Origin of the sequence: Tenacibaculum aquimarinum (assembly GCF_022478115.1) — a bacterium.
In the GTDB taxonomy this organism is placed as follows: Bacteria; Bacteroidota; Bacteroidia; order Flavobacteriales; family Flavobacteriaceae; genus Polaribacter; species Polaribacter aquimarinum_A.
Window position 1 is genome coordinate 251,091 of record NZ_JAKGSC010000003.1, and the last position, 26,251, is coordinate 277,341.

The following is a 26,251-nucleotide window of genomic DNA, read 5'->3' on the forward strand; positions in this document are numbered from 1 at the left end:
ACTTCATAAAAGAGCTCAAACAAAACTGCAATCGCTAACGCGGGCGTATTTATTTTGGATTTTGTTTTTCGATCGAATTTAGGCTTTTTAACTATTTCTTTATGGATTCCTGCTTTCGCAGGAATGACAGTGGCGTAAAAGAAAAAACTCGTTCAAGAAATTGAACGAGTTTTTTTATGAGTTCGAGTAAGTGCGTTAGGGATTGAAGCATTTGTTTGAGCTCTTTTTTCTTTTTTAGAAAAAAAGCGAGTGCGTAAAGCCCGCTCGAACGCCCTAAATATTATCCATTAAATTCATCTCCGCCACCATCTTGGTCGCCACCACCTCCTTGTGGACGTTCTTTCTTTTTCTTTTGGTTGAATCTATACGTAAAACTTAAGGATATTTGACGAACTCTCCATTGAAAAGTTTGGTCTGTAAAAGTGGCTGTATTGTTTTCTAAGTTTTCATTATAAGAATTGCTTATTCTTTTTCTTGAATTAAATAAGTCGCTTACGTTTAAAACTAACGATGCTTTTTCATTAAAAATATCTTTGCTAAAGGCTAAATTTGCAGATAACATTCCTTCTCTTTCTCCTTGAGCATCTGCTTGTGGTCCACGATACATTACACGTGTTTGCCATTGTATTTCCGCAGGCAAGTTTACAGTAGCATTAAAACGAGCAAACCAACTGCTATTATCTACTTCATTCAAATTAGTGGAAATTTGTGTACCGTCTGCAGCAGTGTAAGTATAGTTAAAAGCATCTGTGTTAAACTTAAAGTAGTTAAAACTACCCGATAATTTTACTGTTTTAGACGGATTAAAATTGGCGGTAAATTCCATTCCGTAACGGTTTTGATCCGTTAAATTAACAGGTTGACGGATAAATACATTGGTACCATTTCTTTCTTCAATAGTAGAAACGAACTGCATAATATCTGTAGAATGTTGATAATAGATAGACGCACCTAAATTGAATTTTCTAATTCTTGTGGTATAACCTAAATCGTAAGAGTTAGTAAATGTTGGATCTAAATCTGGATTTCCTTTATAAATATTAGTTGCAGAACTTTGACTTTCAAACGGACTTAAATGACGGCTTCGAGGTCTTCTTAATCTACGACTATATCCTAGCGTTAAGTTATCATTATCGCTTAATTCGTAGCCTAAATTAAAAGTTGGAAACCATTCTGTATAGTTTTTCTCAGAGGTTTCATTATTTGTTAATAGATTGATGTCGATGTCTGTAATTTCTGCTCTCAATCCTAATAAGTAAGAGAGTTTATCTATTTTGCTACCATATTGTCCGTAAAACGCATAGATGTTTTGTGTAAAATCCAATTCGTTAGATTGGTTGCTATTATCTGGTTCTACTACAAAATTTGAGGTTGTGTTTTCTAATGTTGATTTGTGTCCAAACTCAAACTGACTTTCTTTACCAACTGGTAATATATAATCTATTTGTATTAGTTTTTCTTCTTGTTTTGTAACCTGTGTAGTGTTAGAGGTAATAATATCATCTGTATAAATATCTGCTAATTCATCTTCTTCACTATCTTGATATTGTAGGTCAATGGTTAATTTTTCACCACTATCACTTATGTTATTGGTGTAGTTTATAGAATATTGATAGCTGTTATCTTTTTCAATTTCGTTTTCTATACGCGTATTACTATCAGTAATTACTTTGTTGGCATCAAACTCTGTTGTAACGTTTGTTGCTAAATCATCACCATTAGAATTTTTATATACAAACATTCCTGTGATTGAGCTATTTTTGTTTAGATAATATTCTAAACCTAAAGAACCGTTGTAGTTTTTGTTCTTTCTGTCAAAAGTTCTGTTTTCATCACGATAATCAGTAATTACATCGTTTTCATAATTGGTAAAATAACTTTGTGAGTTTCCAGGTCCTTTTCTGTAAGAATATCCTAAATTAGTAAATAAATTTATTTTTTTAGTTCTATAATTTAAGCTTGGTGAAATTCTTAACATATCTGGATTTCCTACTGTTACGTTTACCGAGCCATTAAAACCTGTTACTTTTCCTTTTCTAAGGATAATGTTTAAAATCCCTGCAGTTCCTTCGGCGTCATAACGCGCAGAAGGAGAGGTAATAACTTCTACTTTTTCAATTGCATCTGCAGGTAAATTACGCAAAGCATCTGTACCATTTAGTCCTGCTAAAGCAGATGGTTTTCCATCAATTAAAATACGTACATTTTCGTTGCCTCTAAGGCTTACAGCACCTTCTGTATCTACATTTACCGAGGGTACATTGTCTAAAACGTCTGAAGCGCTTCCACCTTTTACCGTCATATCTTTACCAACGTTGTAAATCTTTTTGTCTAATCTTATTTCAACAGTAGATTTTTCTGCAATAATTTCTACTTCATCTAAAGTTTCTGCGTCTTCAGAAAGAGAAATTGTTCCTATATTTTTATTTGAAGTTAAATCTTGAGTTCCTAATTTTTTTGTTTTAAAACCAATAAACTCTGCTTTTACGGCATAGTTTCCTTGAGGAACAGTAATGCTAAAATTACCTTGCATATCTGTAATTCCTCCGCTAACTCTTTTTGTTTTTAGATTGGTTAAAACAATGGTTGCGTATTCTAAAGGTTGTTTTGTAACTGTTTCTATTACTTTTCCTGAAATTGAAGCAGTAGAAGATTTAGGTTTTTGAGCTAACATTGTTAAGCTAAACAAGCAAGCAATAAATAGTGTTATTTTTTTCATTGTAAAATAGTTGATATAGTATCTAATTTAGACTTTGCAAAAATACGATAGTTTAAAGGTTAAGTGTTAAAGCTGTGTTAAAGGCTTGTTAAAAGAAAAAGCCCTCAAAAATGAGGGCTTTTAAATAGTTAATTAATAAGTGTTTATTACTTATTTTTTCTTTCCTTTTTGTGCAGCTTGTTGTTCTTGAGCTTGCTTCATTGCATCATCTAAACGTTGTCTAAATTTGCTTTTTGCTTTTGCAGGCTTCTTTTTGTTTTCTTCAATTTGTGCATGAATTTTATCTTCATCAATTACAAAGTTTTTAATAACTAACATTATAATTATAGTTAATAAGTTAGAAATAAAGTAATACAAACTTAAAGAACTTGCGTAGTTGTTAAAGAAGAATAACATCATAATAGGAGAGAAGTAAATCATATACTTCATCATCTTGCTCATATCTGGCATTCCTTCTTGTGTTGGCGCTTGCATGTTTGCTTGCTGGCTTTGGTTCATCTTCATGTAAAAGAAGATTGCAACAGAAGCTAAAATTGGAAATAAACTTACGTGATCTCCATAAAAAGGAATCTCAAAAGGAAGTTTAAAAACAGTATCATAAGAAGATAAGTCATTTGCCCATAAAAAGTTCTTTTGACGTAAATCTATATTTGTTGGGAAGAACTTAAATAAAGCAAAGAATATTGGCATTTGTAACAATGCAGGTATACAACCAGACATCATACTTACACCAGCTTTACGTTGAACCGCCATTGTTTCTTGCTGACGTTTCATTGTGTTTTCTTTACCAGGATATTTTTCGTTTAATGCCTGTAATTCTGGCCTAATAACCTTCATTTTAGCACTTGATAAATACGATTTGTAAACTAATGGAGACATTAGTATTCTAACAACAACAGTCATTAAAATAATAAGCAATCCGTAGCTTCCAATAAAACCTTTTAAGAAGTTAAATACAGGATAGAAAACAGTTCTGTTTAAGAATCCGAAAATTCCCCAACCTAAATCTGCTGTTTCATCTAAATTAGTTCCTTCATATTTTTTTAATAAATTATAACCACTTGGTCCGTAAAACCATTTCATGTTATAATTTAACTCTCCACCACTTAAAGCTAATGGCGTTTTTAATTCGTATTTTTTAGTAAAAACAGTATCAATTTCTGCATTTAAAACTAAATCTGTAGACGTAACAGTAGCGTTGTTAAATGGTTTGTCTGTTAGTAAATTAGACGTAAAAAAGTGTTGTTTAAAAGCAACCCAATCAACATCGTTTGCAATTTCTGAATTACCAGGACTTAAATATTCTACTTCATCATCCGTTTTATAGTAGAACCAAGAATACATTGTATTCTCTGTTTTCATACTTTTTTCATGACGATAACCATTTAAAGACCAATCTAAATTAATAGTATTAGAAGCGTTTATAACATCGCTTAAACCAATAGAACGGATAGAGAAATCTACCATATATTCGTTTGGTTTCATTTCATATCTATACTCTAAATACTTGCTATCTGAAACCTTTAGTTTCATAGAAAGCACTTGATTATCTCCGTTTTTAGTTAAAGTTGGTTCAAAAAATAAACCAGCAGTATTTAAAATTCTGTTATCAGTTGTACCAAAGTTAATGTTAAACGAAGCATTTTTATCTTTAACCATATATAATGGTAAAGAATCATAAGTTTTATAGTTTTTAATAAGTGCTTCGGTAATTTGTCCACCTTTATTATCAATCGTAAGTTTTACTAACTCATTTTCTAAAACGCTAGTTCCGTTTTTTCCAGAAATTGCACTTTTTGCAAAAGCACCTAATTTATTTTGAGCAGCAACTTGTTGTAAAGAATCACTTAAAACAACTGTACTTTCAGTAAGTGAATTTTGAGTTGTAGTTGCAATAGAATCTGCAACAATTTCTGTGTTAGTTGTGGTTTCTGGTGTAACTTCTGGTTTATTGGTACTCATCCACCAATACATTATTCCACCTAATAAAAGCATTCCTATAAAGGAAGTGTAATCAAATTTTTTTTGTTCCATCTTAAATGTGTGTCAACTTGTCATTTTCTAAAAACTACTTCTAGAAAAACGCGACAAATGTAGCAAAACTATGTTTGTTTTTAGTCTTTTTACTACTATTAATTAATGATACTTATATAGGTCAAAAGCTATACCGAATTTTAATTTGGGCGTTACCAACAAAAAAAGCAATGTTTTTAAAAACATTGCTTTTTTTGTTCGTCGCGGTTTCCGCTATATCTTTTTGCGAAAAGCAAAAAGGATGCCGCTGCAATCGCTAACGCGGGTTTATTTATTAACTTTTAGAATTCTCCAAAGAAGCCTTTACAAAATCTACAAACAAAGGATGCGGATTTAAAACCGTACTCTTATATTCAGGATGATATTGTACACCAACAAACCAAGGATGTGTATCTATCTCTACAATTTCCACCAATCCTGTTTTTGGGTTTACACCTGTAGCTTTCATTCCTGCAGCTTCAATTTGAGCTTTATAATTGTTGTTAAACTCGTATCTATGTCTGTGTCGTTCGCTAATTAATGTGTTTTGGTAAGCATTGTAAACTTTAGAGTTTTTATCTAGCTCACAATCCCAAGCACCTAAACGCATTGTTCCACCTTTTTCGGTAACGTCTTTTTGTTCCTTCATTAAATTAATAACAGGGTTTGCAGCGTTTTCATCCATTTCTGTAGAAATAGCATCTTTTAAACCTAAAACGTTTCTTGAGAATTCAATAACAGCCATTTGCATTCCTAAACAAATTCCTAAAAATGGAATGTTATTTTCACGTGCATATTGTACAGCTTTAATTTTTCCTTCAATTCCTCTATCACCAAAACCTGGAGCAACTAAAAGTCCGTTTAATCCTGCAAGTTGTTTTTCAACACCCTTAGTTTCTAAAGATTCAGAATGTATCCAACGTACTTTTACTTTAGTTTCATTTGCTGCACCAGCGTGTATAAATGCTTCTGTAATTGATTTATAAGAATCGTGTAATTCAACATATTTACCAACCAAACCAATTTCTACGGTATGTTTTGGGTTTTTATGCCTGTGTACAAACTCGTTCCATTGTTTTAATTCAGGTTGTTTGTCTGAAGATAAATTCAATTTATCTAACACAACTTTATCCAAACCTTCATCAAACATTAAATTAGGAACATCGTAAATTGTTTCTGCATCTAAAGATTGAATAACATTTTCTTTCTTTACGTTGCAAAATAATGCCAACTTACGTTTAATGTCGTCATTAATTTCGTGTTCTGATCTACACACCAATATATTTGGGCTAACACCACTTTGCATTAACATTTTTACCGAGTGCTGTGTTGGCTTTGTTTTTAACTCACCTGCTGCGGCTAAATATGGTACTAAGGTTAAATGAATAACGATAGCATTGTCATCGCCCATTTCCCATTGTAACTGTCTTACAGCTTCAACGTACGGTAAAGATTCAATATCACCAACCGTTCCTCCAATTTCAGTTATTACAATATCAAACTTACCAGTATTTCCTAAAAGTTGAATTCTGTGTTTAATTTCGTCTGTAATATGTGGAATTACCTGAACAGTTTTTCCTAAAAATTCTCCTTTACGCTCTTTATTAATTACAGATTGATAAATTCTACCAGTTGTAACGTTATTGGCTTGTGAGGTTGGAATGTTTAAAAAACGTTCGTAATGTCCTAAATCTAAGTCGGTTTCTGCACCATCATCTGTAACGTAGCATTCGCCATGTTCATAAGGGTTTAGAGTTCCTGGGTCAATGTTAATATAAGGGTCAAGTTTTTGTATGGTAACAGAGTAGCCTCGTTCTTGTAAAAGTTTAGCAAGAGAAGCGCCTACAATTCCTTTTCCTAAGGAAGAAGTTACACCTCCTGTAACAAAAACATATTTTGTGTTGTTCATGGTAATGTTAGGTTTGGGCAAAAGTAGTAACAATGTCTGTGGCTTCAAACAAAAAAGTGTCAAAAATTCATCAATAAAAAATATTTAAAAAAAATATAAATTAGCATTTGTCAGAAAAAAAAACAGTTGTATATTTGCAAACGCTTTTAGCAGACGGAATTTCTAAAAAGCAAAAACAAAGTTTAAAGAAGATATTAAAAACATAGATAATGCCAAAAAGAACTTACCAGCCATCGAAAAGAAAGAGAAGAAACAAACACGGTTTCCGCGAAAGAATGGCTTCTGCTAATGGTAGAAAAGTATTAGCTCGTAGAAGAGCAAAAGGAAGAAAGAAAATTTCTGTTTCTTCAGAAGCAAGACCAAAAAGATAATGATTAACAATTGTTAATAATTTAAAGGCGTTACTATTTAATAGTATCGCCTTTTTTTTTAACTTTTTTTTTATTTTTATCACCAATAACAACAACAACACAACAAGAATTTTAAAATGCCTAAACAACAAGACCTTAAATCAGTTTTAATCATTGGATCTGGACCAATAGTAATTGGTCAAGCATGTGAATTTGATTATTCTGGATCACAATCTTTACGTTCTTTACGTGAAGATGGAATTGAAACTATTCTTATCAATTCTAACCCTGCAACTATTATGACAGACCCTTCAATGGCTGATCATATTTATTTGTTACCGTTAACAACAAAATCAATCATTCAAATTTTAAAAGAACACCCACAAATTGATGCAGTTTTACCAACAATGGGTGGTCAAACAGCATTAAATTTATGTATTGAGGCTGATGATAAAGGAATTTGGAAAGATTTTGATGTAAAATTAATTGGTGTTGATATTGATGCAATTAATGTTACCGAAGATAGAGAACAGTTTAGAGAATTGATGATTAAAATTGGAGTGCCAATGGCGCCTCAAGCAACAGCAACATCATTCTTAAAAGGTAAAGAAATTGCACAAGAATTTGGGTTTCCATTAGTAATTAGGTCTTCTTATACGTTAGGTGGAGCGGGAGCTTCAATAGTGTATGATCCAAAAGATTTTGACGAATTATTAAGCAGAGGTTTAGAAGCATCGCCAATCCACGAAGTGATGATTGATAAAGCGATGATGGGCTGGAAAGAATACGAATTAGAATTACTACGTGATAAAAATGATAACGTAGTAATTATTTGTTCTATCGAAAATATGGATCCAATGGGAATTCATACTGGAGATTCTATTACAGTTGCGCCAGCAATGACACTTTCTGATAAAACCTATCAGAAAATGCGTGATATGGCAATTCATATGATGCGTTCTATTGGAGATTTTGAAGGTGGATGTAACGTACAGTTTGCAGTTTCGCCAGATGAAAAGGAAGATATTATTGCTATTGAAATTAATCCACGTGTATCTCGTTCTTCCGCTTTAGCGAGTAAAGCAACAGGTTATCCTATTGCAAAAGTGGCTACAAAATTAGCAATTGGTTATACTTTAGATGAATTAGAAAACGGAATTACAAAATCTACTTCAGCTTTATTTGAGCCAACATTAGATTATGTAATTGTAAAAATACCACGTTGGAATTTTGATAAATTTGAAGGTTCAGACAGAACTTTAGGTTTACAAATGAAAGCCGTTGGAGAGGTTATGGGAATTGGACGTTCGTTCCAAGAAGCGCTTCACAAAGCAACACAATCTTTAGAAATTAAAAGAAATGGTTTAGGTGCAGACGGAAAAGGCTACACAGATTACAACCAAATTATAGATAAATTAACCAATGCAAGTTGGGATCGTGTTTTTGCAATTTATGATGCAATTGCAATGGGAATTCCATTAAGCAAGATTTATGATATCACAAAAATTGACATGTGGTATTTAAAACAATATGAAGAGTTATTTCAACTAGAAAAAGAAATTTCTACGTATACAATTGATACTCTTGATAGAGATTTATTGTTAGAGGCTAAGCAAAAAGGTTATGGAGATAGGCAAATAGCACACATGCTAAAATGTTTAGAAAGCGAAGTTTATACAAAAAGAGAAGAATTAAAAGTTCAACGTGTATTTAAATTAGTTGATACTTGTGCGGCAGAATTTAAAGCAAAAACACCTTATTATTATTCAACTTTCGAAAACGAAATTGAAACCGAAGACGGACAAATTACCATTGCAAACGAAAGTGTTGTAACAGATAAAAAGAAAATTATCGTTTTAGGTTCTGGACCTAATAGAATTGGACAAGGAATTGAGTTCGATTATTGTTGTGTGCATGGAGTTTTAGCTGCTGCAGAATGTGGTTACGAAACAATTATGATTAACTGTAATCCAGAAACGGTTTCTACAGATTTTGATACAGCAGATAAATTATACTTCGAACCTGTTTTTTGGGAACATATTTATGACATTATTCGTCATGAAAAACCAGAAGGTGTAATTGTACAATTAGGTGGACAAACAGCCTTAAAATTAGCTGAAAAATTAACTAGTTACGGAATTAAAATTATTGGAACTTCTTTTGAAGCTTTAGATATTGCTGAAGATAGAGGAAGATTCTCTGCAATGTTACAAGAAAATAAAATTCCTTATCCAGAATTCGGAATTGCAGAAACAGCAGATGAAGCCTTGGTTTTAGCTGATCAATTAGATTTCCCTATTTTGGTTCGTCCTTCTTATGTTTTAGGAGGTCAAGGAATGAAAATTGTTATCAATAAAGAAGAATTAATTAAGCATGTAGTAGATTTATTAGGCAGAATGCCTGGTAATAAACTATTGTTAGATCATTATTTAGATGGCGCAATAGAAGCAGAAGCAGATGCAATTTGTGATGCTGATGGAAATGTATACATTATTGGTATAATGGAACATATTGAGCCTTGTGGAATACATTCTGGAGATTCTAATGCAACATTACCAGCATTTAATTTAGGAGAATTTGTTTTACAACAGATAAAAGATCATACACATACAATTGCAAGAGAATTAAAAACTGTTGGTTTAATAAACATTCAGTTTGCAATAAAAGACGATATCGTTTATATTATTGAAGCAAACCCAAGAGCATCTAGAACAGTACCTTTTATAGCAAAAGCTTATAAAGAGCCATATGTTAATTACGCAACCAAAGTAATGTTAGGAGAGAAGAAGGTAACCGACTTCGATTTTAATCCACAATTAGAAGGTTTTGCAATTAAGCAACCAGTATTCTCATTTAACAAGTTTCCGAATGTAAACAAGAAACTTGGACCAGAAATGAAATCGACTGGAGAAAGCATTTTGTTTATCGATAGTTTAAAAGACGATCAGTTTTACGATTTATACTCACGTAGAAAAATGTATTTGAGTAAGTAAATACTTAAAATTTTATATCTAAAGCACCCATTTTTGGGTGCTTTTTTATTTTTAATATAATAATATAGAGACATTTAAGTTTATAAATGATTTTTTCCTATATTTAGTAATCTTAAAGCAATACAACTAACATAAAATTTTAAAATGAATAAAATAATCACTTTTGGCGAAGTATTAATGCGTTTGTCTCCTAGAGGAAATAAAAAGTTTATACAATCTAATTTATTAGAATTTTATTTTGGTGGAACAGAGCTAAATGTTGGAGTTTCTATTGCTAATTTTGGAGAAAAAGTAAGACATGTTAGTTGTGTTTCTGATGATTTTATTGGAGATACAGCAGTTTCTTATATCAATAAATTTGGAGTTAGTACTTCTTCTATAGTGTATTCTAAAAGACCTTTAGGTGTTTATTTTTTAGAAGTTGGTGCTGTAATGAGACCAAGTTCTATTTCTTATAATAGATCGCATTCTTCTTTTTCAGAAATTACCCCTGAAATGATAGACTGGGAAAAGGCTTTAAAAAAAGGAAAGTGGTTTCATTGGACAGGTATTACACCTGCTTTATGTAGAGGAAGTTATGAAACGCTAAAAGAAGGTTTAATTTTAGCTAAAAAGAAAGGAATAACAATATCTGCAGATCCTACGTATAGAAGTGGTTTATGGAAATATGGTGAAGACCCAAAAGAAGTTTTAACAGAATTACTAAATTATTCTACCATTTTTATTGGAGGAGTTTATGAGATGAATGAAGTTTTGGGTACAAACTTTACATATACAAATGAAGATTTTATTGAAGCAAGTAAAATGCTAATTGAAAAATTTCCTTCAATTGAAAAAGTTTTTGATAAAGTAAGGACAGCTATAAATGCTTCTTGGCATAAAATAAGAGCAAGAATGTGGAACGGTGTTGAGTTTAAAGAGACTGAAGACCTAGAAATAACACATATTGTAGATAGAATTGGTACTGGAGATGCTTTTGCTGGAGGATTAATTTATGCGTTACAACATTATGACGATTTTAAATCTTTACAGTTTGGTAATGCAGCTTGTGCATTAAAGCACACGTATGAAGGAGATGTAAATTATGCAACAGTTGATGAAGTAATGGGCTTGCTAGGAGGTAATACTTCTGCGCGTGTTAATCGTTAGCATATAAAAGAGTTTTAAACTTTATATAATAAAAAAAGCATCCAATTTATTTTGAAATTGGATGCTTTTTTTTGATGTTTCGCTAACTTACGCTGATATGTGTCGTTTTAATGACTTATATCAGTCGTTAGCGAAGTTCGTGTTTTTTTATTAAAAAGTAAAGAGGTAAAACATTGTTTATAATCAACAATTAAGCATAGATACTTTAATTAAGTTCTAATTTAGAATTACTACTTTCTAATAAAGGTAAATATTCATCAATTTTAAAAGTATCGCTGCTAAAACGAGAAGTTCTCTTTTTAGCCTGTTCTTGCCTTCTAATACTTCTGGCAAAACGTCTTACTTCATTTTTATTGGTTAAAATAATTCCAGGAACTGGGGCGCTTTTTCCGTTTTCATCTTTAGCAACCATTGTAAAATAAGAAGAATTACAATGCTTTTTTATTCCAGTTTGTATGTTTTCAGACTCTACACGTAAACCAACAACCATAGAGGTTCTTCCTGTAAAATTGATGGAAGCTTTCATGGTTACTAACTCGCCAACTTCAATCGGATTTAAAAAATCGACCTTATTTACAGAAGCAGTAACACAATAGTTTCCAGAATGCTTAGAAGCACAAGCAAATGCAATTTGATCCATTAGGTTTAAAATATGTCCTCCATGAATTTTACCACTAAAATTAGAATGTGATGGTAACATCAATTCAGAAATACTTAATTGCGACTCTGCTATGTTTTTAAATTTTCTATTCATCATTTTTAATGCCTCTAAAATGTGGTGATTCTTCTTGTTCTACTTTGGTTACAAAATACTTTGTGTCTCCCAACCAAAAGAAAGTGCCAAAACGCTCTATATATGTTACTTTAACGTAACCGCCTTGATATTTTTGTAAATTATCAATTACTTCAACTTTATTATCTTCAACCGAAAAAGAAAAAATTTGTGCGCCAGAAATTCCCTGACTTATTTCTCCTTCCCACGTTTTTACAGCAACACCTCTGTTACTAATTTTTATCAATTCGCCAGATCTAACACCTTCGCTATAAGGAATGTAATAGATAAATGCATAATATAAACCAGCCATTATAATGATGGTAGTAATAATGATTGCTAATATTTTTTTCATTGAATTTTAAATTTCCGTTGCTATTAGTGAATAACAACAAAAGTAACATTAATATTTAGACTTGTAAAGTAAATGGAAAGTGTTAAGTTTGTATATCTTCAAAAAAGCATAAAAATGAATTATATTTTATTTGATGGTGATGTTAGAAACTCACTATTACCATTTACATACACAAAACCAGTTGCCGATATACGTGTTGGTATTTTAACAATTAGAGAAAAGTGGGAAAAGCACTTGGGTTTAACCACAACTACAATTACGGAGGAATATTTAGAAGCTAAATATCCGATGGTTGAAATGGAAGAAAATATATTGTTAAATGCATCTTTTTTACCAACTAAAGAATTGGTAATAATGGTTAAAAACCTGTCTAAAAATGAGGCGATTTTTAAAGGTGAAGATGTAATTGCTTTTTATTCTGAAGAAAACCAAGAAGTAAATTTTGAAGATTTTAAACATATAGAGTTTGAAGAAGATTTATTGCAAATAAAAAATACTTGGGATATTTTTTCGCTGAATGATAAAGCAATTCGTGCCGATTTTGATTTTATTACCGAAGGAAGAAAATCAGAGCCAATACCAAATGGAGTAAATTGTATTAATAAAGAAGACATTTTTATTGAAGAAGGAGCAAAACTAACTTTTGCAACTTTAAACGCTACAAATGGACCAATTTATATTGGAGAAAATGCTGAAGTAATGGAAGGTGTAGTTGTACGTGGAGCATTAGCAATGTGTAACGATTCAGTTTTAAAATTAGGAGCAAAAGTTTATGGAGCAACAACTTTAGGACCATTTTGTAAAGTTGGTGGAGAAGTAAATAATTCTGTTTTAATGGGCTTTTCTAATAAAGGACACGATGGTTTTTTAGGAAACTCAGTAATTGGAGAATGGTGTAATTTAGGCGCAGACACAAACAATTCTAACTTAAAAAATAATTATGCTGAGGTAAAATTATGGAGTTATGAAAAAGGAGGTTTTGCAAAAACTGGTTTACAGTTTTGTGGATTAATGATGGGAGATCACTCTAAATGCGGAATCAATACCATGTTTAATACAGGAACAGTAATTGGGGTTTCAGCTAACATTTTTGGTAGTGGATTTCCAAGAAATTTTGTTCCTTCTTATAGTTGGGGTGGAGCTTCTGGTTTTACAGAATACAAAACCAATAAAGTTTTTGAGGTTGCAAAAGTTGTAATGAGTAGAAGAAATATAGTTTTTGATGAAAAAGAACAAGCTATTTTAGAACATGTCTTTGAGGAAACGAAACAGTATAGAAATTATTAAATAAAAAAAGCCAGCAAACTGCTGGCTTTTTTTATTTAGCACTTAAAAAAGAGAAATTATAACTTACTCCAAAATTTAAAAAAGCACTGCTTAAGCCATTTCCTTTAGCCTTTACATAACCAGCTGCTCCACGAAGATTTAAGTTGTCACTAATTTCAAAGTTAAGACCAACACTTGGTTTTATTATTAAACCTTCTCCTGTACTAATTCCGCCACCACCAGCTGCACCAGCAAGTATTTGTCCAAAAGCAGTAATTTTATCGTTTAAAAAGGTGTTAGATTGTGCTCCTAAACCAACTAAACCTTCAGCATATGCGCCAGCATCACCAAAGTTAGCAAATGAAGTTTGTCCGGCTCCATAAAGGTATTTATTTAAGAAAAAGTTAGCTTGAAAAGAAATTTGATACATGTTTTGTTCAAAACCACCATTTCTTTTAGCATTTATATAAAAGTCTTCTTTTACTATCGTTTCTATTCCTTTAAATTTACCTTTTGTAAGTTTTTTTCCATTTGAATTAATACCGTCTTTTCTAACATAATATTTCAATCCTGCTCCATAAGTTAAAGCGCTAAAAGTACCACTTGGCTTTACAGTGTAACCAACGTTAGCTGCAATAAAAAAGTTGTCATAAATCTTTTGTTCAATAGAAACATCAGGATATACTAAAAAACCACCATGTGTGTCTACACCGCCGCCGCCGCTTGCACCAAAACCGAGTTTTGCTAATATATTTGTTCTATTTCTATTCATCCAAAATTGATAACCACCACCAATAAATACATCCATATAACCAGCAGGAATACCACTGTAAGCACCATCTGCTCTTACAAAAACAAACATATTATTGGTAATGTAAGAATTCAGCTCAAAACCGGCCAATCTAATTGTTCTTCCCTTAATAGAGGTTCCTCCAGTAAATTGTGAATCTCCTTTTGCTTTTAAATTATTAGCATGAACTAATATTGATATTTTACTTGCTTTTTGATTCCATTCAGTTGGTTTTAAATCATCAACAGAAAAACTGTTTTCTCGGTTTTTAAATGAAGCATAGTCGAAATTAATTGGTACTTGTACACCAACATTTAATTGATGTTCTTTTATACTTCCGCCATCAAAAAAGTTGATGTAACTCCATCCTCCAGTAATAGAAAAATCATTGAAATTATAGCCAATGTTTGCATGCGGTAAAACAAAAGCGCCGCCACCATCTGCAGCACTTGCGCCACCGCCACCGCCTAAATGAACTCCAATATCTGTAAAAATGTTTTCATTAAAATTGTGTTTGTAACCAGCATTTACACCTAAGGTAAATAAACCGCCGCGTCTACCGCTTACACTTCCGTAAAGACCAATTCCTGTATAAAAATTATTGAAATCTAAATTATAATGAATTCCAGTGAAACCCATGTTTTTTTCAGGTTGTCCAAGATTATCTGTCATGTTTACTGATAAATAATCTAATTGAAAATATCCTTTTTGAGTTTTCTTTTCAGGAGTTTTTTGAGAGTTTATTTGCTGAAAACTAATCAATAAAATTAAAGCTAATAGTTTTTTCATTTTTAATTTATGCTTTTTGTACAGTAATAATTACTGTTTTTGATGCTGGAGTATGACTTAATTTAGCCTTACTTTTTATTGGAACTAATACGTTTGCTTCAGGAAAATAAGTAGCTGTACATTGTTTTGGTATGTCATAAGGAATTACTAAAAAACCTTTGGCTACACGTTTTTCATCTTGAAAATGACTCACTAAATCAACTTTATCTAATTTTTTTAATTGCTGATTTTTCATATCATCTTTATTCATAAAGATAATTCTTCGTTCGTTTAAAACACCACGATATCTATCATCTAAACCATAAATTGTGGTGTTGTATTGATCGTGAGTTCTAATAGTCATCATCATAAACTGATTTTCTTTCAAATCAATATCAGACGGTTTATTAACGGTGAAATTAGCTTTTCCTGTTAAAGTAGGAGAGAAGTTGTTTTCCCTTGCGTTGTTAGGTAAATAGAATCCACCTTTAATTCGAACTCTTTTATTGTAATTATCAAATCCAGGAATTGTAGCTTCAATTTTATCACGAATTAAATCGTAATTAGCAATTAATTTACTCCATTCAACTTTAGAGTTTTTAAGCGTAGCTTCAGCAATACCTGCAACAATAGCAGGTTCACTTAATAAATGCTCAGAAAGTGGATTTAAATGTCCGTTAGATTGATGTACAACGCCCATGGAGTTCTCAACAGTTACAAACTGTTCTCCAGTTTCTTGGTTGTCTTTTTCTGATCGCCCTAAGCAAGGTAAAATCAATGCTTGTTTACCATGAATTAAATGACTTCGATTTAGTTTTGTTGAAACTTGAACCGTTAAATTACAGTTTTGTAATGCTTCCGCAGTAAATTCTGTATCTGGAGTTGCTGAGATAAAATTCCCGCCCATTCCTACAAAAACTTTCCCTTCTTTTTTGTGCATTGCTTCAATTGCAGAAACTACATCAAAACCATTTTTTCTGGGTGCTTTAAATGAAAATTCTTTCTCTAAACTATCTAAAAAAGCAGGTTTTGGTTTCTCCCAAATACCCATAGTTCTATCTCCTTGAACATTAGAATGCCCGCGTACCGGACAAGTTCCTGCTCCTTTTTTACCAATACTTCCTTTTAACAATAGAAGATTTACAACTTCACGAATATTATCGACAGCATTTTTGTGTTGCGTTAAACCCATTGCCCAACAAATAATAATTTTGTCATTATTGATGATGAGTTCGGTTGCTTCTTCAATTTGAGTTAATGAAAGGCCAGTTTGCGGTACTAATTCTTCAATAGAATACGTGTCTAATTCAGAAAGAAATTCTTCTAAACCTTGTGTTTTTTCTTTTATAAATTGATGATTGAAAACACCGCCTTTTTCTTCTTCGCGAGTTTTTATCAACTTTAAAATTATTTTTAAAAGTGCAACATCTCCGTTAATTTTTACTTGTAAAAATAAATCGGTTAATTGTTGCCCTTTACCAATCCATTTTAATGGATTTTGCGGATCATTATAACGCATTAAACCAACTTCTGGAAGCGGATTTATCGTCATTATTTTTCCACCATGTTTTTTTGTTTCACTTAATGCAGTTAGCATTCTTGGATGATTTGTTCCAGGGTTTTGTCCCATAACAATTACCAAATCAGCATGATTAAAATCATCTAAAGTAACCGAGCCTTTTCCAATTCCTAAAGTTTCAGAAAGTGCAACACCACTACTTTCGTGGCACATGTTAGAGCAATCAGGTAAATTATTTGTTCCAAATTGACGCACAAAAAGTTGATATAAAAATGCGGCTTCATTACTGGTTCTTCCTGAAGTATAAAAAATTGCTTCGTCTGGAGAAGTTAAAGAATTTAGTTCTTTTCCGATAAGACTAAATGCATCATTCCACGAAATTTCCTCATAATTATCAGAACCTTCTTTTAAGTACATCGGATGTGTAATTCTTCCACTTTTACCAATTTCATAATCAGACCAAGTAGACATTTCTTGTACAGAATGTGTTGCGAAAAATAGTGGAGAAACTCTGTTTTTTGTAGCTTCTTCTGCTATTGCTTTTGCACCATTCTCACAATATTCAGCTAAGAAAGCACGTTTTTCATCTGGATCTGGCCAAGCGCAACCTGGGCAATCAAAACCATCAATTTGGTTAATTTTTGATAACAACTCAATTCCTTTTGCAAAACCAACTTCTTTGGTTACATGAGTAATTGCAGATTTTATAGCTTTTACACCAACTGCTGATTTTGGAATCTCAGTAAGTGCTATACCAGTTAGTTTTTCTGGCGGTTGTGCGTGTATTTTTTTATCGCTCATATTGTATATATTGAGGATTTGAATAGATTGTCATTTTATCGTTTCTACTAAAGCCAATTAGGCAAATTCCGAACTCTTTTGCAAAATCAACCGCTAAACTTGAACAAGCCGAAACTGCAACAATAATCGGTATTTTTGCAAAAAATGCTTTGGAAACAATTTCATACGAAACTCTACCGCTTACTAATAGTATTTTAGCTTCGTTTAATTTGTTATTCAATAATAAATCTCCAATTGATTTGTCTACTGCGTTATGCCGACCAATATCTTCTTTTATAGAAAGAAGTTCTTTGTTTTTATTGAATATTGCTGCTGCATGACTTCCTCCAGAGAAATGAAATGCTTCTTGTAATTCTTTCATTTTTAGAAACATTTGCTTAATTTCTGTTTGAAAGAATGAAGTTGTATTCGCTAATTTATTTCCAGAAACTTCAATGTCTGAAAGCTCTTTTTTTCCACAGATTCCACAAGAAGAAACTGATAATAAAGTTCTTTTGTTTAGATATCCTTTTCCTAATTTTTCCTTCGGAATACTAACATTAATTATGGTTGAAAAATCTTCCTTTTCTTCTATAATTTCAGTTGAAAACGATTCTTTGTTTTTATAAATATCTTCAGCAAAAAGCAAGCCTCTAATTAATTCAATATCGTTATTGGGAGTTCGCATAACAACTGTATAAGCTTCGTTGTTGATGTTAATTTGTAACGGAGCTTCAATAACAAGAGTATCATCGATTTTTGATGCTTCTTGAGCATTAATTTTTATAGCTTGATAAGTGGTTGTTTGCATCTTTTTCAAAGGTAAGAAAGTATTTGCAATACTACTTCTCAGAAAAGAAAAAGCTACTTGTTTTTAGTAGTTTCGATAACTATTAATTTGTTATTTAAATCTTTTGTAAAGAAAAGATACTTTTCACCGCCATCTTTAATCTTGGTTTCTTTTCTAATTTCTGCTACTGTTTTTGGGAAGTTTCTTACAGTAATATTCGCTTTTTGAAGTTTTTTTAATTGCTTTTTATCATATGATGAAATAGTAAGAATCTTAAAAACTCTTCCAGGAAACTCTTCTAATTTTCCAGAAGTATATAAATGTGAATGTTGATGAAGTTTTTTTACGTTTAGTTTACTTGTAATTTGATTAAATCCGCCCGATTTTAATATTGCTGAATTGGGTTCGTATAAATAGGTGAGTGGCTCTGAATATTCGGGATCATTATTTTGATATAATTCAAAATTAAATAATTGATTGCTGTTTTTCTGAAGATTGATTGTTTTAATACTTATTGAATCTGTGTAGCCTTTTTCTAATAAGAATAATACTTCTTTTACTTCATTTTTTAAAGCAACAACATGAATTTCTTTTACAAATTTTAATTCATTAATTCCGCTTGTTATGTCTAACATTGGCGAATTTTTGAGTAAAATGGTATCTGTTTTTGTAAATAGAAAATCTATGTTTTTAGGAACATTTGGTAAGCAATCATTCAGTAAAAAAACTTTTCCTTTTACATCGTTTCTACGAGAAGGATCAATGTAAATACAGTCGAATTTTTGAGTTGATTGTTCCAGAAACTCGAATCCGTCAGAAGCAATTGTTTGTATGTTTTTTATTTGAAGTTGCTTGTAATTGTGTGTAACAATTTCTGATAATTCGACATTGATTTCAGCATGAATTACATTCTTAAAAGTTTTAGAAAAGTAGTAACAATCTACACCAAAACCGCCAGTAATATCAATTAAATTTTCGCCAGAAACTAAGCTCGATTTATAACGCGCAGTTTCTTCGGAAGACGTTTGTTCAATACTAATTTTTGGTGGATAAAAAATGTTTTCTGTTGTAAACCAATTAGGTAGTTTGTTTTTAGATTTTTGTTTACTAACTATTTGATTAGACAATTTTTGAATTGAAATACCTTTAAATGGACTCCCTTTTAAAATCAGCTTTGTAATGTCTGAGTTTAAGTTGTCATTTATAAAATTTTGAACATCAGTATGTAAAATATGTATGTCCAAATTAGTTGTAACCTTTAACAGTTCCCATGCTTAATTTACCGCCATTTCCAAAAGAATGATTTGTTGGTAATAATGCTCCGCTTTCGGTTGTAATCCAATCTTCCCAAGTTGCTGGCATACCTTCAGTATTTCCTTTTTGAACTCGGCTTTTTAGATACATTAAATAGCTTTTAGGGACGTTATTTTCATCTAACAACCAAACATAAGAATCTCCAGGTGTAGAACCTCCAGTTGTGTATGTTACTCTTAAAGCTTGTTTGTTATCTATGTTTTCTGTTGTTCTAATTATTCCGTCTTCGAATAATTTATGTGGAGCTACTAACCAAAAAGAATCGTTGTTAAAAAGGCTTTCAGCTTTTTTAATAGTTTCTGTATTTTTTGAAGAAGAATTTTTATCATTAAAAAACACGGCGCTTTTTTCTAAATTATTTGGATGTAAAATAACTTTAGTTGTATCCCAAGAAACTTCAACAATATGATTTTTCTTGTCCCATTTATAATTTCTACGACCAGCAAAACTCCACTCAATAGTATTTGTTTTTTTGTAGGCTTCGTGGTTTATCGCTTTTAATATTTCATTCGCTAAATTATCTGCATTTGGGTTAGAAGCTTTAACTTCTCCCATATTTAACTCCATTCCAAATAAAGAAAGTGTATGTTTTGTAGGTAATTTAAAACCAGCTTCTGTTGTTTTCCAATCAGACCAAGTGGCAGAAACGCCACCAATCGGAATAATTTTTGTCCACATTTTATAATCTGTAGGAAAACCATTTTCGTCTAAAATCCATAAATATGAATCTCCTGGAGTTGTTCCTCCAGAAGTATAGGTAACCATTAAGGCATCTTTATCGTTGTGTTTTACTAAACTGCGTTCAACTCCGTTGTCAAAAACTTTGTGTGGCGCAACTAGCCAAAAAGAATCGTTGTTAAAAAAGTCAGTAGCTGTTTTTATAAGTGCTGGATTATTTACTTCTTTTCCATCAATAAAAACTTTGTTTTTATCTGGGTTTTTAAAAAATAATTCTACCCAATTATTATCCCAAGAAACGCTAACCCTTTCTTGTTGTTTGTACCATTTGTAATTATGTACACCTCTAAAAGACCATTCAATAACTTCAGTGTTTTTAAAAGCTTCGTTATTAATTGCGCTTAACATTTTGGTAGCTAAAGCATCTGCTTCAACTCCTTGTTTTCCTTCAGGAAGTTTTTCATTATTAACAACATAATAAATACCAACAAAGGCAATTAATAAAACTAATAGTAATAAAATAAATTTGAAAAAATTCTTCATGATTGATTATTTAGATTGCAAAAATATCAATAATTTGAAGATATTGTTACTTGTTTTTTTCGTAATAATCTAAAACATGTTGTGGAATTCCCATTTCTTCTGGCTTTCCTTTGTCTGAAATAGGATATTCTGCTACTTGTTTAATTGGCACAATTCCTGCCCAAATTGGCAAAGCGTAATCTTCAGGTTCGTCTGCAACGCCAGTATCTCTAACTTTTGCAGAAGCAGTTTCAATAGTAAACTCAACTACTAAAGTTCTGTCTAATTCTTTTTGATACATTGGTCGAAGAGAATCCCAATGATTTGGCATCATTTGATTGACAATCCATTTTAGAGTTGCTGTTTTTTCTTCGTCTTTTTCAATCTTATTTAAACTACCAAAAAGTGTAACTGAACGATAATTTACTGAATGATGTAAGCCAGAACGCGCTAAAACCAATCCGTCTAAATGCATTACAGTTATTGAAGTTTCTTCGCTTTCTAGAATTGAGAGTAACATTCTGTTTGCAGTGGAACCGTGAATGTAAATTTTGTCGTCTCTTCTTGTGTACGCCATTGGAATGGTAATTGGTTTTCCGTCGTAGATGTAACCAACATAACATAAAAAACCAGCATCTAAAATGGTGTTTATTTTCTCAACATCATAGGTTGCTCTGTTTTGACCGCGTTTTACTCTGTTCAATTTAGACTTTTCGTATTCTTTCATCTTTATAATTCTTTAGCAAATATTAAGTTTTCATAATTAGTTTCACCAACATAAAAATCGATACTTCCAATTTGATTAAAACCGTACCTTTTATAAAATTTAATTCCTTTTGTATTTTTGTAATATGCCGTTAGCCAGATATTTTTATAGTTTAAGTCCGTTGCGGTTTTTAATATGATATCTTGCATTTGAGAACCTATTTTTAATGCTAAAAAATCATTCAAAATATATAAACGCTGTAATTTGCAAGTTTTTTTATCTTTTAAATCATGGTGGTTTACATCTAAACAAAGTTTAGCAAAACCAATTGGTAATTCATCCGAAAAAATAATCCAAAATAAATTTTCTTCATCATTTAATTCTTTTCTAATTTGAGAAACCGAATAATGTTTTTTGTAGAAATCTAATAAGTTTTGTTTGTCCTCTATATAATCTCCATGAGATTCTGTGTAGGTAATTCTACCTAATAAAGCAATGTGTGTTGCATCATTTTCTGTGGCTCTTCTTATTGTTATCATAAATCACCTGTTTTTTGGTAGTATATTTTTGTATTCTTCGGAATTTAGTTTCGCTTTTTTTAAATCTTTTGGTTTAAAAATTCTGGTTTCTGAAGCTGGATATTTTTCAATCATTTTTGAAGGTCTAATTGGTCTTTCAATAAAATTACCGGAACAACTTGGGCAAACATTATCAAAAAGATCTGTTGCGCAAGTTTTACAATAGGTACATTCAAAAGAGCAAATCATTGCTTCGGTTGAAGTGTTTGGTAAATCTTTATTACAATGTTCGCAATTAGGCCTAATTTCTAGCATTATAAATAGCGTTCTTTAATAACGTTAATATGCCAAATGCTGTGTCCTAATAATAAGAAAGCACAAGCTCTTGCAGACATTGGTGAACCACTTGCCGTTCCCATATTTTTTAAGTTTTCTTCAGAAATACTATTGATTAAGTTTATTGTATACAAACGTGTAATTGTAAATTCGTGCGTTAACGCTTCAATAGATTTGTTGTCTGCTCCAGAAGGCTCAATATATACATCTTGATCGTAACCAGGTAAAGGAGTTTTGTCTTTTCTGGCAATTCTTAATAAGCGATGCATAAAAATACGTTCTGTATCAATAATATGTTGCAATACTTCTTTTATGCTCCATTTTTCTGGTTGATAACGGAATTCTAATTTCTCTTTTGGTACAGAAGAAAAGAAATCTATAACCATTTTTTTATCCTCTTCAAGAGCTGGAATTAATATTGTTTCATCAGAAACTGAATCAATGTATCTTGCGTAATATTCGTTATATTCAGTAGGCTGTAAATCTTGTTTTGTCATTTTGTTGTTGTTATATAGTTCAAAAATAATATATTTATGGATTGTTGTAATCATCCAGAATAAATATAATTAATAGTCCAGTTTATGTTTCCTTTTAAAACTAGTTTTACGTTAGATAGAAAAATATCGCAACCCTTGTACTTGCAATTATCCAATCAATTTATTCAATTGATAAAAGAACAAAAATTACCACCAAAAACCAAACTTCCAGGAAGTAGAACTTTGGCAGAACTGTTAAATATCCATAGAAAAACAGTTGTTGCTTGTTATGATGAATTACTTTTACAAGGTTGGGTAGAAAGTATTGCTAAAAAAGGAACTTTTGTACATAGTAATTTACCTTTATTGCATCAAACAGAATTTTCAAAATCGAATTTTACTTCAGAAAAGCAAAAAACAGGATTCTCTTTTTACAAAAGTAACGTGTTTAACTCTGTAAATTCTTTACAAAAAGAAGATGTAATATATTTAAATGATGGGGTTTCGGATCAAAGACTTACCCCAATTGAAGAAATTGCAAGAACGTATAGAAGAATTACAACCAAGAAAAATATTTTTAATCATTTAGGATATAATTCTGTTTACGGTAGCGATAAATTAAGAGAGGTTTTAGTTAATTATTTAAATGAAACCAGAGGTTTACAAACTGCAAAAGAAAATGTTTTAATAACACGTGGAAGCCAAATGGGAATTTGGTTATCGTCTCAATTATTATTGAAAAAAGAAGATGTAATTGTTACAGGAGAAACAAATTATGCGTCTGCAACAACAACATTTAAAAATCAACAAGCAATTTTAAAAACTGTTATGGTTGATGAAAACGGAATTGTTACTGAGAATATTGAAAGTATTTGCAAGCAGCAACAAATTAAGGCTGTTTATGTAACTTCTCATCACCATCATCCAACAACGGTAACTTTATCTGCGGAAAGAAGAATTCATTTATTAAACTTATCTAAACAATATAATTTTGCAATTATTGAAGATGATTACGATTACGATTTTAATTACAATCACGCGCCAATTTTACCTTTAAAAAGTCATGATACAAACGGAAACGTAATTTATATTGGTTCGGTTTGTAAAACAGTAGCACCAGTTTTTAGAGTTGGTTATTTAATTGCTTCTAAAGAGTTTGTGGATGAAGCTGCAAGTCGAAGAAAAATTGTTGATAGGCAAGGTGATGAATTATTAGAATTAACTTTTGCAGATTTTATAAAATCGGGCGATTTAGACAGACATATTAGAAAAGTGATGAAGACTTACAAGCAACGTAGAGATTTATTTTGCGATTTACTTTCTAAAGAATTAAGTAGTTTTTTTCAGTTTGAAAAACCTAAAGGAGGAATGGCGGTTTGGGCAATTTTAAACAAAAAATATTCTTGGAAACAAGTAGCTGAAGAAGCAAAAAAGCACCAATTAGAAATAGGGAATTATAAAAGATACGATGTACATAAAATTAATCATAATGCGATTAGAATTGGTTTTGCAAGTTATACTGAAGAGGAAATTTACGAGTTAATATTTCGATTTAAAAAAACAATGTTTGCAATTAAAGAGTAGCTTTAATCATTCTGTTGTTTCCTGAAAAATCTTTTTTGAGTTCTATGTTTTTAAAACCTTTTTTTGCTAACATATCAACCGTTTCTTTTCCTAAATATTGATTGATTTCAAAAAATAACAATCCATTTTTAGAAAGATGTAATTTTGCTAAATCGGCAATTTTATCATAAAAAATAAGCGGATTATTATCATCTACAAACAATGCCAAATGTGGTTCGTTTTCTAAAACATTGTTTTTAATTTCTACCTTTTCTAGTTCTCTAACGTATGGCGGATTGGAAACAATAATATCGTAATTATTAGGTAAATCATCAGTTTTTAAAATATCAATTTCCATAAAATTAATATTAACTGAATTTAATTTAGCATTTTCTTTTGCAGTTTTTAAGGCTTCTTTAGAAACATCAATTGCAGAAACTGTAGCATTAGGTAAATTCTTTTTTAGAGAAATAGGAATACAGCCTGTTCCAGTTCCGATGTCAAGAATTGAGCTAGACTTCTCGTCTGCGCTCGAAGTGACATCTGATTTTAACTTTGTAGCTTCATCAATAATCCATTCCACCAATTCTTCTGTTTCTGGCCTTGGAATTAACGTGTTTTTATTCACCAAAAAAGGCAATCCGTAAAATTCTGTGTTTCCTAAAATATACTGAATTGGTTCTTCGTTTTTTAACCTTTCAATAGCAGCATTAAAGTCAGTTAAAACTTCCGAAGAAATTATAAAATCAGCTTTTAAAACCGAGTCAATTCGTTGAAAATCTAAGTATTCTTCAATCAATAAAAAGAAAAAAGAATCTATTTCTGTTTGTGGATAGGTTGAAGATAATTGTTCTGAAAAGTTACTTTTAAAATCTTTTAAAGTCATAAACTAGGTCTTGTTTCTTGCCTCTTTACTCTTGTTTCAATAAAAACTACAATTCTTTTATCATCCAAACATTACAAGAATAGTGTCCGGTGTTTCCCATTGGTTTGTCTAAATTGATAAAACCATTTTTTTTATATAAAGCCCTCGCAGCATCCATATAAGGCATGGTTTCTAAGTAGCAATGCGTATAATTTAGCACTTTTGCTTTTTCCAAACATTTAGTAATTAACTTACTTCCCAAACCTTTTCCTCTTGTTATGGGTAAGAAATACATTTTTTGAAGCTCACAAGTTTCACCTTCAAAATTATCTAAAAGTGCAATTCCTACACCGCCAACAATTTTGTTTTTATGTTCAATTACAAAATAACTTGAACGTGGTTTTTGGTAGTTTTCAAACATTTTGTCGGTTGCTTTGTCTTCATACGCTGTACCAATTTTTGGTGCGCCAAATTCAACCAAAACACTACGAATTACATTTGCAATTTCTGGGTTATCTTTCTGTTGAATTTCTCTAATAATAAAATCTTCGGTTGTCATTCCAATATACTATTTTTGCAGGAACAAGTTACATTAAATTTTAAAATATCAATATATGAAACGCATACTAATTTTGTGTTTACTTACTGTATTAATTACGAGTTGTTCTGTAAGTAAAAAACCTGTTTTTGTAAAGGTAGATGATGTTAAATTAGTGTCTTTTAAGTCAGATACAATACGTTTAGCGGCAAAAGCGTACTTTAAAAACCCTAATGATGTTGGTGGAAAAATTTCTACAGATGAAATTAAAGTTTTTATAAACGGAACAGAATTAGCACAAGTTTCTTCAGAGGAATTTAAAGTGCCAGCAAGAGAAGATTTTGCAATTCCGTTGAATGTTGTAATACCATCAAAAAGAGTTTTTGAAAATAACAAAAATGGTATTTTAGGAGGTTTATTGAATTCAATATTAAATCAGAATTTAAAAGTGCAATTTAAAGGCGATTTAAAGTATAAAGTTTTTGGTTTTTCAAGAGTTTATACAATTGATAAAACGGAAGAAGTTAAAATTAAATTATAAGCTATTACTAACGAATTATAC

At 31.2% G+C, this 26,251-nt stretch carries 22 protein-coding genes; 6 read left to right on the plus strand and 16 right to left on the minus strand.

Features of this window, described 5'->3' with window-relative positions:
* Nucleotides 1-280 precede the first annotated feature (280 nt).
* The 3 genes from L1S33_RS09310 to L1S33_RS09320 form a co-directional block, all read right to left on the minus strand.
* A complete protein-coding gene (locus L1S33_RS09310; protein ID WP_240562114.1) occupies nt 281-2,719 on the minus strand; it encodes a TonB-dependent receptor domain-containing protein in 2,439 nt (812 codons plus the stop codon).
* A gap of 150 nt (nt 2,720-2,869) precedes the next feature.
* Entirely contained in the window at nt 2,870-4,753 is a 1,884-nt protein-coding gene (gene yidC, locus L1S33_RS09315; RefSeq protein WP_240562115.1) for a membrane protein insertase YidC, read from the minus strand.
* 274 nt (nt 4,754-5,027) lie between these two features.
* The gene (locus L1S33_RS09320; protein ID WP_240562116.1) at nt 5,028-6,641 is read right to left on the minus strand and encodes a CTP synthase; all 1,614 of its coding nucleotides are present in this window, start codon (nt 6,639-6,641) and stop codon (nt 5,028-5,030) included.
* 209 nt (nt 6,642-6,850) lie between these two features.
* Between L1S33_RS09320 and rpmH the strand changes: the two genes are divergently transcribed.
* The 3 genes from rpmH to L1S33_RS09335 all read left to right on the plus strand — a co-directional run bounded on the left by rpmH (nt 6,851) and on the right by L1S33_RS09335 (nt 11,133).
* A complete protein-coding gene (gene rpmH / locus L1S33_RS09325) occupies nt 6,851-7,012 on the plus strand; it encodes a 50S ribosomal protein L34 (RefSeq protein ID WP_072554477.1) in 162 nt (53 codons plus the stop codon).
* Between the two features lie 116 nt (nt 7,013-7,128).
* Nucleotides 7,129-9,984 carry a carbamoyl-phosphate synthase large subunit gene (gene carB / locus L1S33_RS09330; protein WP_240552712.1) on the plus strand — a complete coding sequence of 952 codons (2,856 nt, stop codon included), beginning with the start codon at nt 7,129-7,131 and terminating at the stop codon, nt 9,982-9,984.
* Nucleotides 9,985-10,128: 144 nt separating this feature from the next.
* Nucleotides 10,129-11,133, plus strand: coding sequence for a sugar kinase (locus tag L1S33_RS09335; RefSeq protein ID WP_240562117.1), 1,005 nt, complete (start codon nt 10,129-10,131; stop codon nt 11,131-11,133).
* 205 nt (nt 11,134-11,338) lie between these two features.
* Here L1S33_RS09335 and L1S33_RS09340 read toward each other — a convergent pair whose 3' ends face one another.
* Both L1S33_RS09340 and L1S33_RS09345 read right to left on the minus strand, forming a co-directional pair.
* Complete coding sequence (locus L1S33_RS09340) at nt 11,339-11,887, minus strand: acyl-CoA thioesterase (RefSeq protein ID WP_240552709.1); 549 nt, start codon at nt 11,885-11,887, stop codon at nt 11,339-11,341.
* Nucleotides 11,880-12,260, minus strand: a complete 381-nt coding sequence (locus tag L1S33_RS09345) for a 6-phosphogluconate dehydrogenase (protein WP_240562118.1) — start codon at nt 12,258-12,260, stop codon at nt 11,880-11,882. Before L1S33_RS09345 ends, L1S33_RS09340 begins: the two co-directional genes overlap by 8 nt.
* Before the next feature lie 114 nt (nt 12,261-12,374).
* Here L1S33_RS09345 and L1S33_RS09350 point away from each other — a divergent pair, with 114 nt between their 5' ends.
* Nucleotides 12,375-13,547, plus strand: a complete 1,173-nt coding sequence (locus tag L1S33_RS09350) for a GlmU family protein (protein WP_240552707.1) — start codon at nt 12,375-12,377, stop codon at nt 13,545-13,547.
* Between the two features lie 31 nt (nt 13,548-13,578).
* Here L1S33_RS09350 and L1S33_RS09355 read toward each other — a convergent pair whose 3' ends face one another.
* The 9 genes from L1S33_RS09355 to L1S33_RS09395 are packed head-to-tail and all read right to left on the minus strand — an operon-like array spanning nt 13,579 to nt 22,744.
* Nucleotides 13,579-15,105: a hypothetical protein gene (locus tag L1S33_RS09355; protein WP_240562119.1), complete on the minus strand. Its 1,527-nt coding sequence runs from the start codon at nt 15,103-15,105 to the stop codon at nt 13,579-13,581.
* 7 nt (nt 15,106-15,112) lie between these two features.
* A complete protein-coding gene (locus L1S33_RS09360) occupies nt 15,113-17,404 on the minus strand; it encodes an FdhF/YdeP family oxidoreductase (RefSeq protein ID WP_240562120.1) in 2,292 nt (763 codons plus the stop codon).
* Complete coding sequence (gene fdhD / locus L1S33_RS09365; protein ID WP_240562121.1) at nt 17,394-18,194, minus strand: formate dehydrogenase accessory sulfurtransferase FdhD; 801 nt, start codon at nt 18,192-18,194, stop codon at nt 17,394-17,396. The genes L1S33_RS09360 and fdhD overlap by 11 nt, the downstream gene beginning before the upstream one ends.
* Before the next feature lie 53 nt (nt 18,195-18,247).
* Nucleotides 18,248-19,417 (minus strand): THUMP-like domain-containing protein, encoded by a 1,170-nt coding sequence (locus L1S33_RS09370; protein ID WP_240562122.1) that lies wholly within the window; start codon nt 19,415-19,417, stop codon nt 18,248-18,250.
* A 1-nt stretch (nt 19,418) separates the two neighbouring features.
* Nucleotides 19,419-20,708 (minus strand): hypothetical protein, encoded by a 1,290-nt coding sequence (locus tag L1S33_RS09375; RefSeq protein WP_240562123.1) that lies wholly within the window; start codon nt 20,706-20,708, stop codon nt 19,419-19,421.
* 46 nt (nt 20,709-20,754) lie between these two features.
* Nucleotides 20,755-21,414 carry a pyridoxamine 5'-phosphate oxidase family protein gene (locus L1S33_RS09380; protein ID WP_240562124.1) on the minus strand — a complete coding sequence of 220 codons (660 nt, stop codon included), beginning with the start codon at nt 21,412-21,414 and terminating at the stop codon, nt 20,755-20,757.
* Between the two features lie 2 nt (nt 21,415-21,416).
* On the minus strand, nt 21,417-21,932 hold the full coding sequence (locus L1S33_RS09385) for a GNAT family N-acetyltransferase (protein ID WP_240562125.1): 516 nt from the start codon (nt 21,930-21,932) through the stop codon (nt 21,417-21,419).
* 3 nt (nt 21,933-21,935) lie between these two features.
* The gene (locus L1S33_RS09390) at nt 21,936-22,226 is read right to left on the minus strand and encodes a DUF1272 domain-containing protein (RefSeq protein WP_240562126.1); all 291 of its coding nucleotides are present in this window, start codon (nt 22,224-22,226) and stop codon (nt 21,936-21,938) included.
* On the minus strand, nt 22,226-22,744 hold the full coding sequence (locus L1S33_RS09395; RefSeq protein ID WP_240562127.1) for a DinB family protein: 519 nt from the start codon (nt 22,742-22,744) through the stop codon (nt 22,226-22,228). The genes L1S33_RS09390 and L1S33_RS09395 overlap by 1 nt, the downstream gene beginning before the upstream one ends.
* A gap of 84 nt (nt 22,745-22,828) precedes the next feature.
* On the opposite strand from L1S33_RS09395, the gene pdxR reads away from it, so the two are divergent.
* On the plus strand, nt 22,829-24,307 hold the full coding sequence (gene pdxR, locus L1S33_RS09400) for a MocR-like pyridoxine biosynthesis transcription factor PdxR (protein WP_240562128.1): 1,479 nt from the start codon (nt 22,829-22,831) through the stop codon (nt 24,305-24,307).
* On the opposite strand, the gene prmC is transcribed toward pdxR, so the two are convergent.
* On the minus strand, nt 24,297-25,172 hold the full coding sequence (gene prmC, locus L1S33_RS09405) for a peptide chain release factor N(5)-glutamine methyltransferase (RefSeq protein ID WP_240562129.1): 876 nt from the start codon (nt 25,170-25,172) through the stop codon (nt 24,297-24,299). The genes pdxR and prmC overlap by 11 nt on opposite strands.
* 46 nt (nt 25,173-25,218) lie before the next feature.
* Nucleotides 25,219-25,710, minus strand: a complete 492-nt coding sequence (locus L1S33_RS09410; RefSeq protein WP_240562130.1) for a GNAT family N-acetyltransferase — start codon at nt 25,708-25,710, stop codon at nt 25,219-25,221.
* 55 nt (nt 25,711-25,765) lie between these two features.
* Between L1S33_RS09410 and L1S33_RS09415 the strand changes: the two genes are divergently transcribed.
* The gene (locus tag L1S33_RS09415; protein ID WP_240562131.1) at nt 25,766-26,230 is read left to right on the plus strand and encodes an NDR1/HIN1-like protein; all 465 of its coding nucleotides are present in this window, start codon (nt 25,766-25,768) and stop codon (nt 26,228-26,230) included.
* Nucleotides 26,231-26,251 lie beyond the last annotated feature (21 nt).

What these genes read in the sequence shown, in the direction of transcription:
- L1S33_RS09310 (WP_240562114.1), bottom strand. Translation starts at nt 2,719, where the DNA reads ATGAAAAAAATAACACTATTTATTGCTTGCTTGTTTAGCTTAACAATG.
- yidC (WP_240562115.1), bottom strand. Translation starts at nt 4,753, where the DNA reads ATGGAACAAAAAAAATTTGATTACACTTCCTTTATAGGAATGCTTTTA.
- L1S33_RS09320 (WP_240562116.1), bottom strand. Translation starts at nt 6,641, where the DNA reads ATGAACAACACAAAATATGTTTTTGTTACAGGAGGTGTAACTTCTTCC.
- rpmH (WP_072554477.1), top strand. Translation starts at nt 6,851, where the DNA reads ATGCCAAAAAGAACTTACCAGCCATCGAAAAGAAAGAGAAGAAACAAA.
- carB (WP_240552712.1), top strand. Translation starts at nt 7,129, where the DNA reads ATGCCTAAACAACAAGACCTTAAATCAGTTTTAATCATTGGATCTGGA.
- L1S33_RS09335 (WP_240562117.1), top strand. Translation starts at nt 10,129, where the DNA reads ATGAATAAAATAATCACTTTTGGCGAAGTATTAATGCGTTTGTCTCCT.
- L1S33_RS09340 (WP_240552709.1), bottom strand. Translation starts at nt 11,887, where the DNA reads ATGAATAGAAAATTTAAAAACATAGCAGAGTCGCAATTAAGTATTTCT.
- L1S33_RS09345 (WP_240562118.1), bottom strand. Translation starts at nt 12,260, where the DNA reads ATGAAAAAAATATTAGCAATCATTATTACTACCATCATTATAATGGCT.
- L1S33_RS09350 (WP_240552707.1), top strand. Translation starts at nt 12,375, where the DNA reads ATGAATTATATTTTATTTGATGGTGATGTTAGAAACTCACTATTACCA.
- L1S33_RS09355 (WP_240562119.1), bottom strand. Translation starts at nt 15,105, where the DNA reads ATGAAAAAACTATTAGCTTTAATTTTATTGATTAGTTTTCAGCAAATA.
- L1S33_RS09360 (WP_240562120.1), bottom strand. Translation starts at nt 17,404, where the DNA reads ATGAGCGATAAAAAAATACACGCACAACCGCCAGAAAAACTAACTGGT.
- fdhD (WP_240562121.1), bottom strand. Translation starts at nt 18,194, where the DNA reads ATGCAAACAACCACTTATCAAGCTATAAAAATTAATGCTCAAGAAGCA.
- L1S33_RS09375 (WP_240562123.1), bottom strand. Translation starts at nt 20,708, where the DNA reads ATGAAGAATTTTTTCAAATTTATTTTATTACTATTAGTTTTATTAATT.
- L1S33_RS09380 (WP_240562124.1), bottom strand. Translation starts at nt 21,414, where the DNA reads ATGAAAGAATACGAAAAGTCTAAATTGAACAGAGTAAAACGCGGTCAA.
- L1S33_RS09385 (WP_240562125.1), bottom strand. Translation starts at nt 21,932, where the DNA reads ATGATAACAATAAGAAGAGCCACAGAAAATGATGCAACACACATTGCT.
- L1S33_RS09390 (WP_240562126.1), bottom strand. Translation starts at nt 22,226, where the DNA reads ATGCTAGAAATTAGGCCTAATTGCGAACATTGTAATAAAGATTTACCA.
- L1S33_RS09395 (WP_240562127.1), bottom strand. Translation starts at nt 22,744, where the DNA reads ATGACAAAACAAGATTTACAGCCTACTGAATATAACGAATATTACGCA.
- pdxR (WP_240562128.1), top strand. Translation starts at nt 22,829, where the DNA reads ATGTTTCCTTTTAAAACTAGTTTTACGTTAGATAGAAAAATATCGCAA.
- prmC (WP_240562129.1), bottom strand. Translation starts at nt 25,172, where the DNA reads ATGACTTTAAAAGATTTTAAAAGTAACTTTTCAGAACAATTATCTTCA.
- L1S33_RS09410 (WP_240562130.1), bottom strand. Translation starts at nt 25,710, where the DNA reads ATGACAACCGAAGATTTTATTATTAGAGAAATTCAACAGAAAGATAAC.
- L1S33_RS09415 (WP_240562131.1), top strand. Translation starts at nt 25,766, where the DNA reads ATGAAACGCATACTAATTTTGTGTTTACTTACTGTATTAATTACGAGT.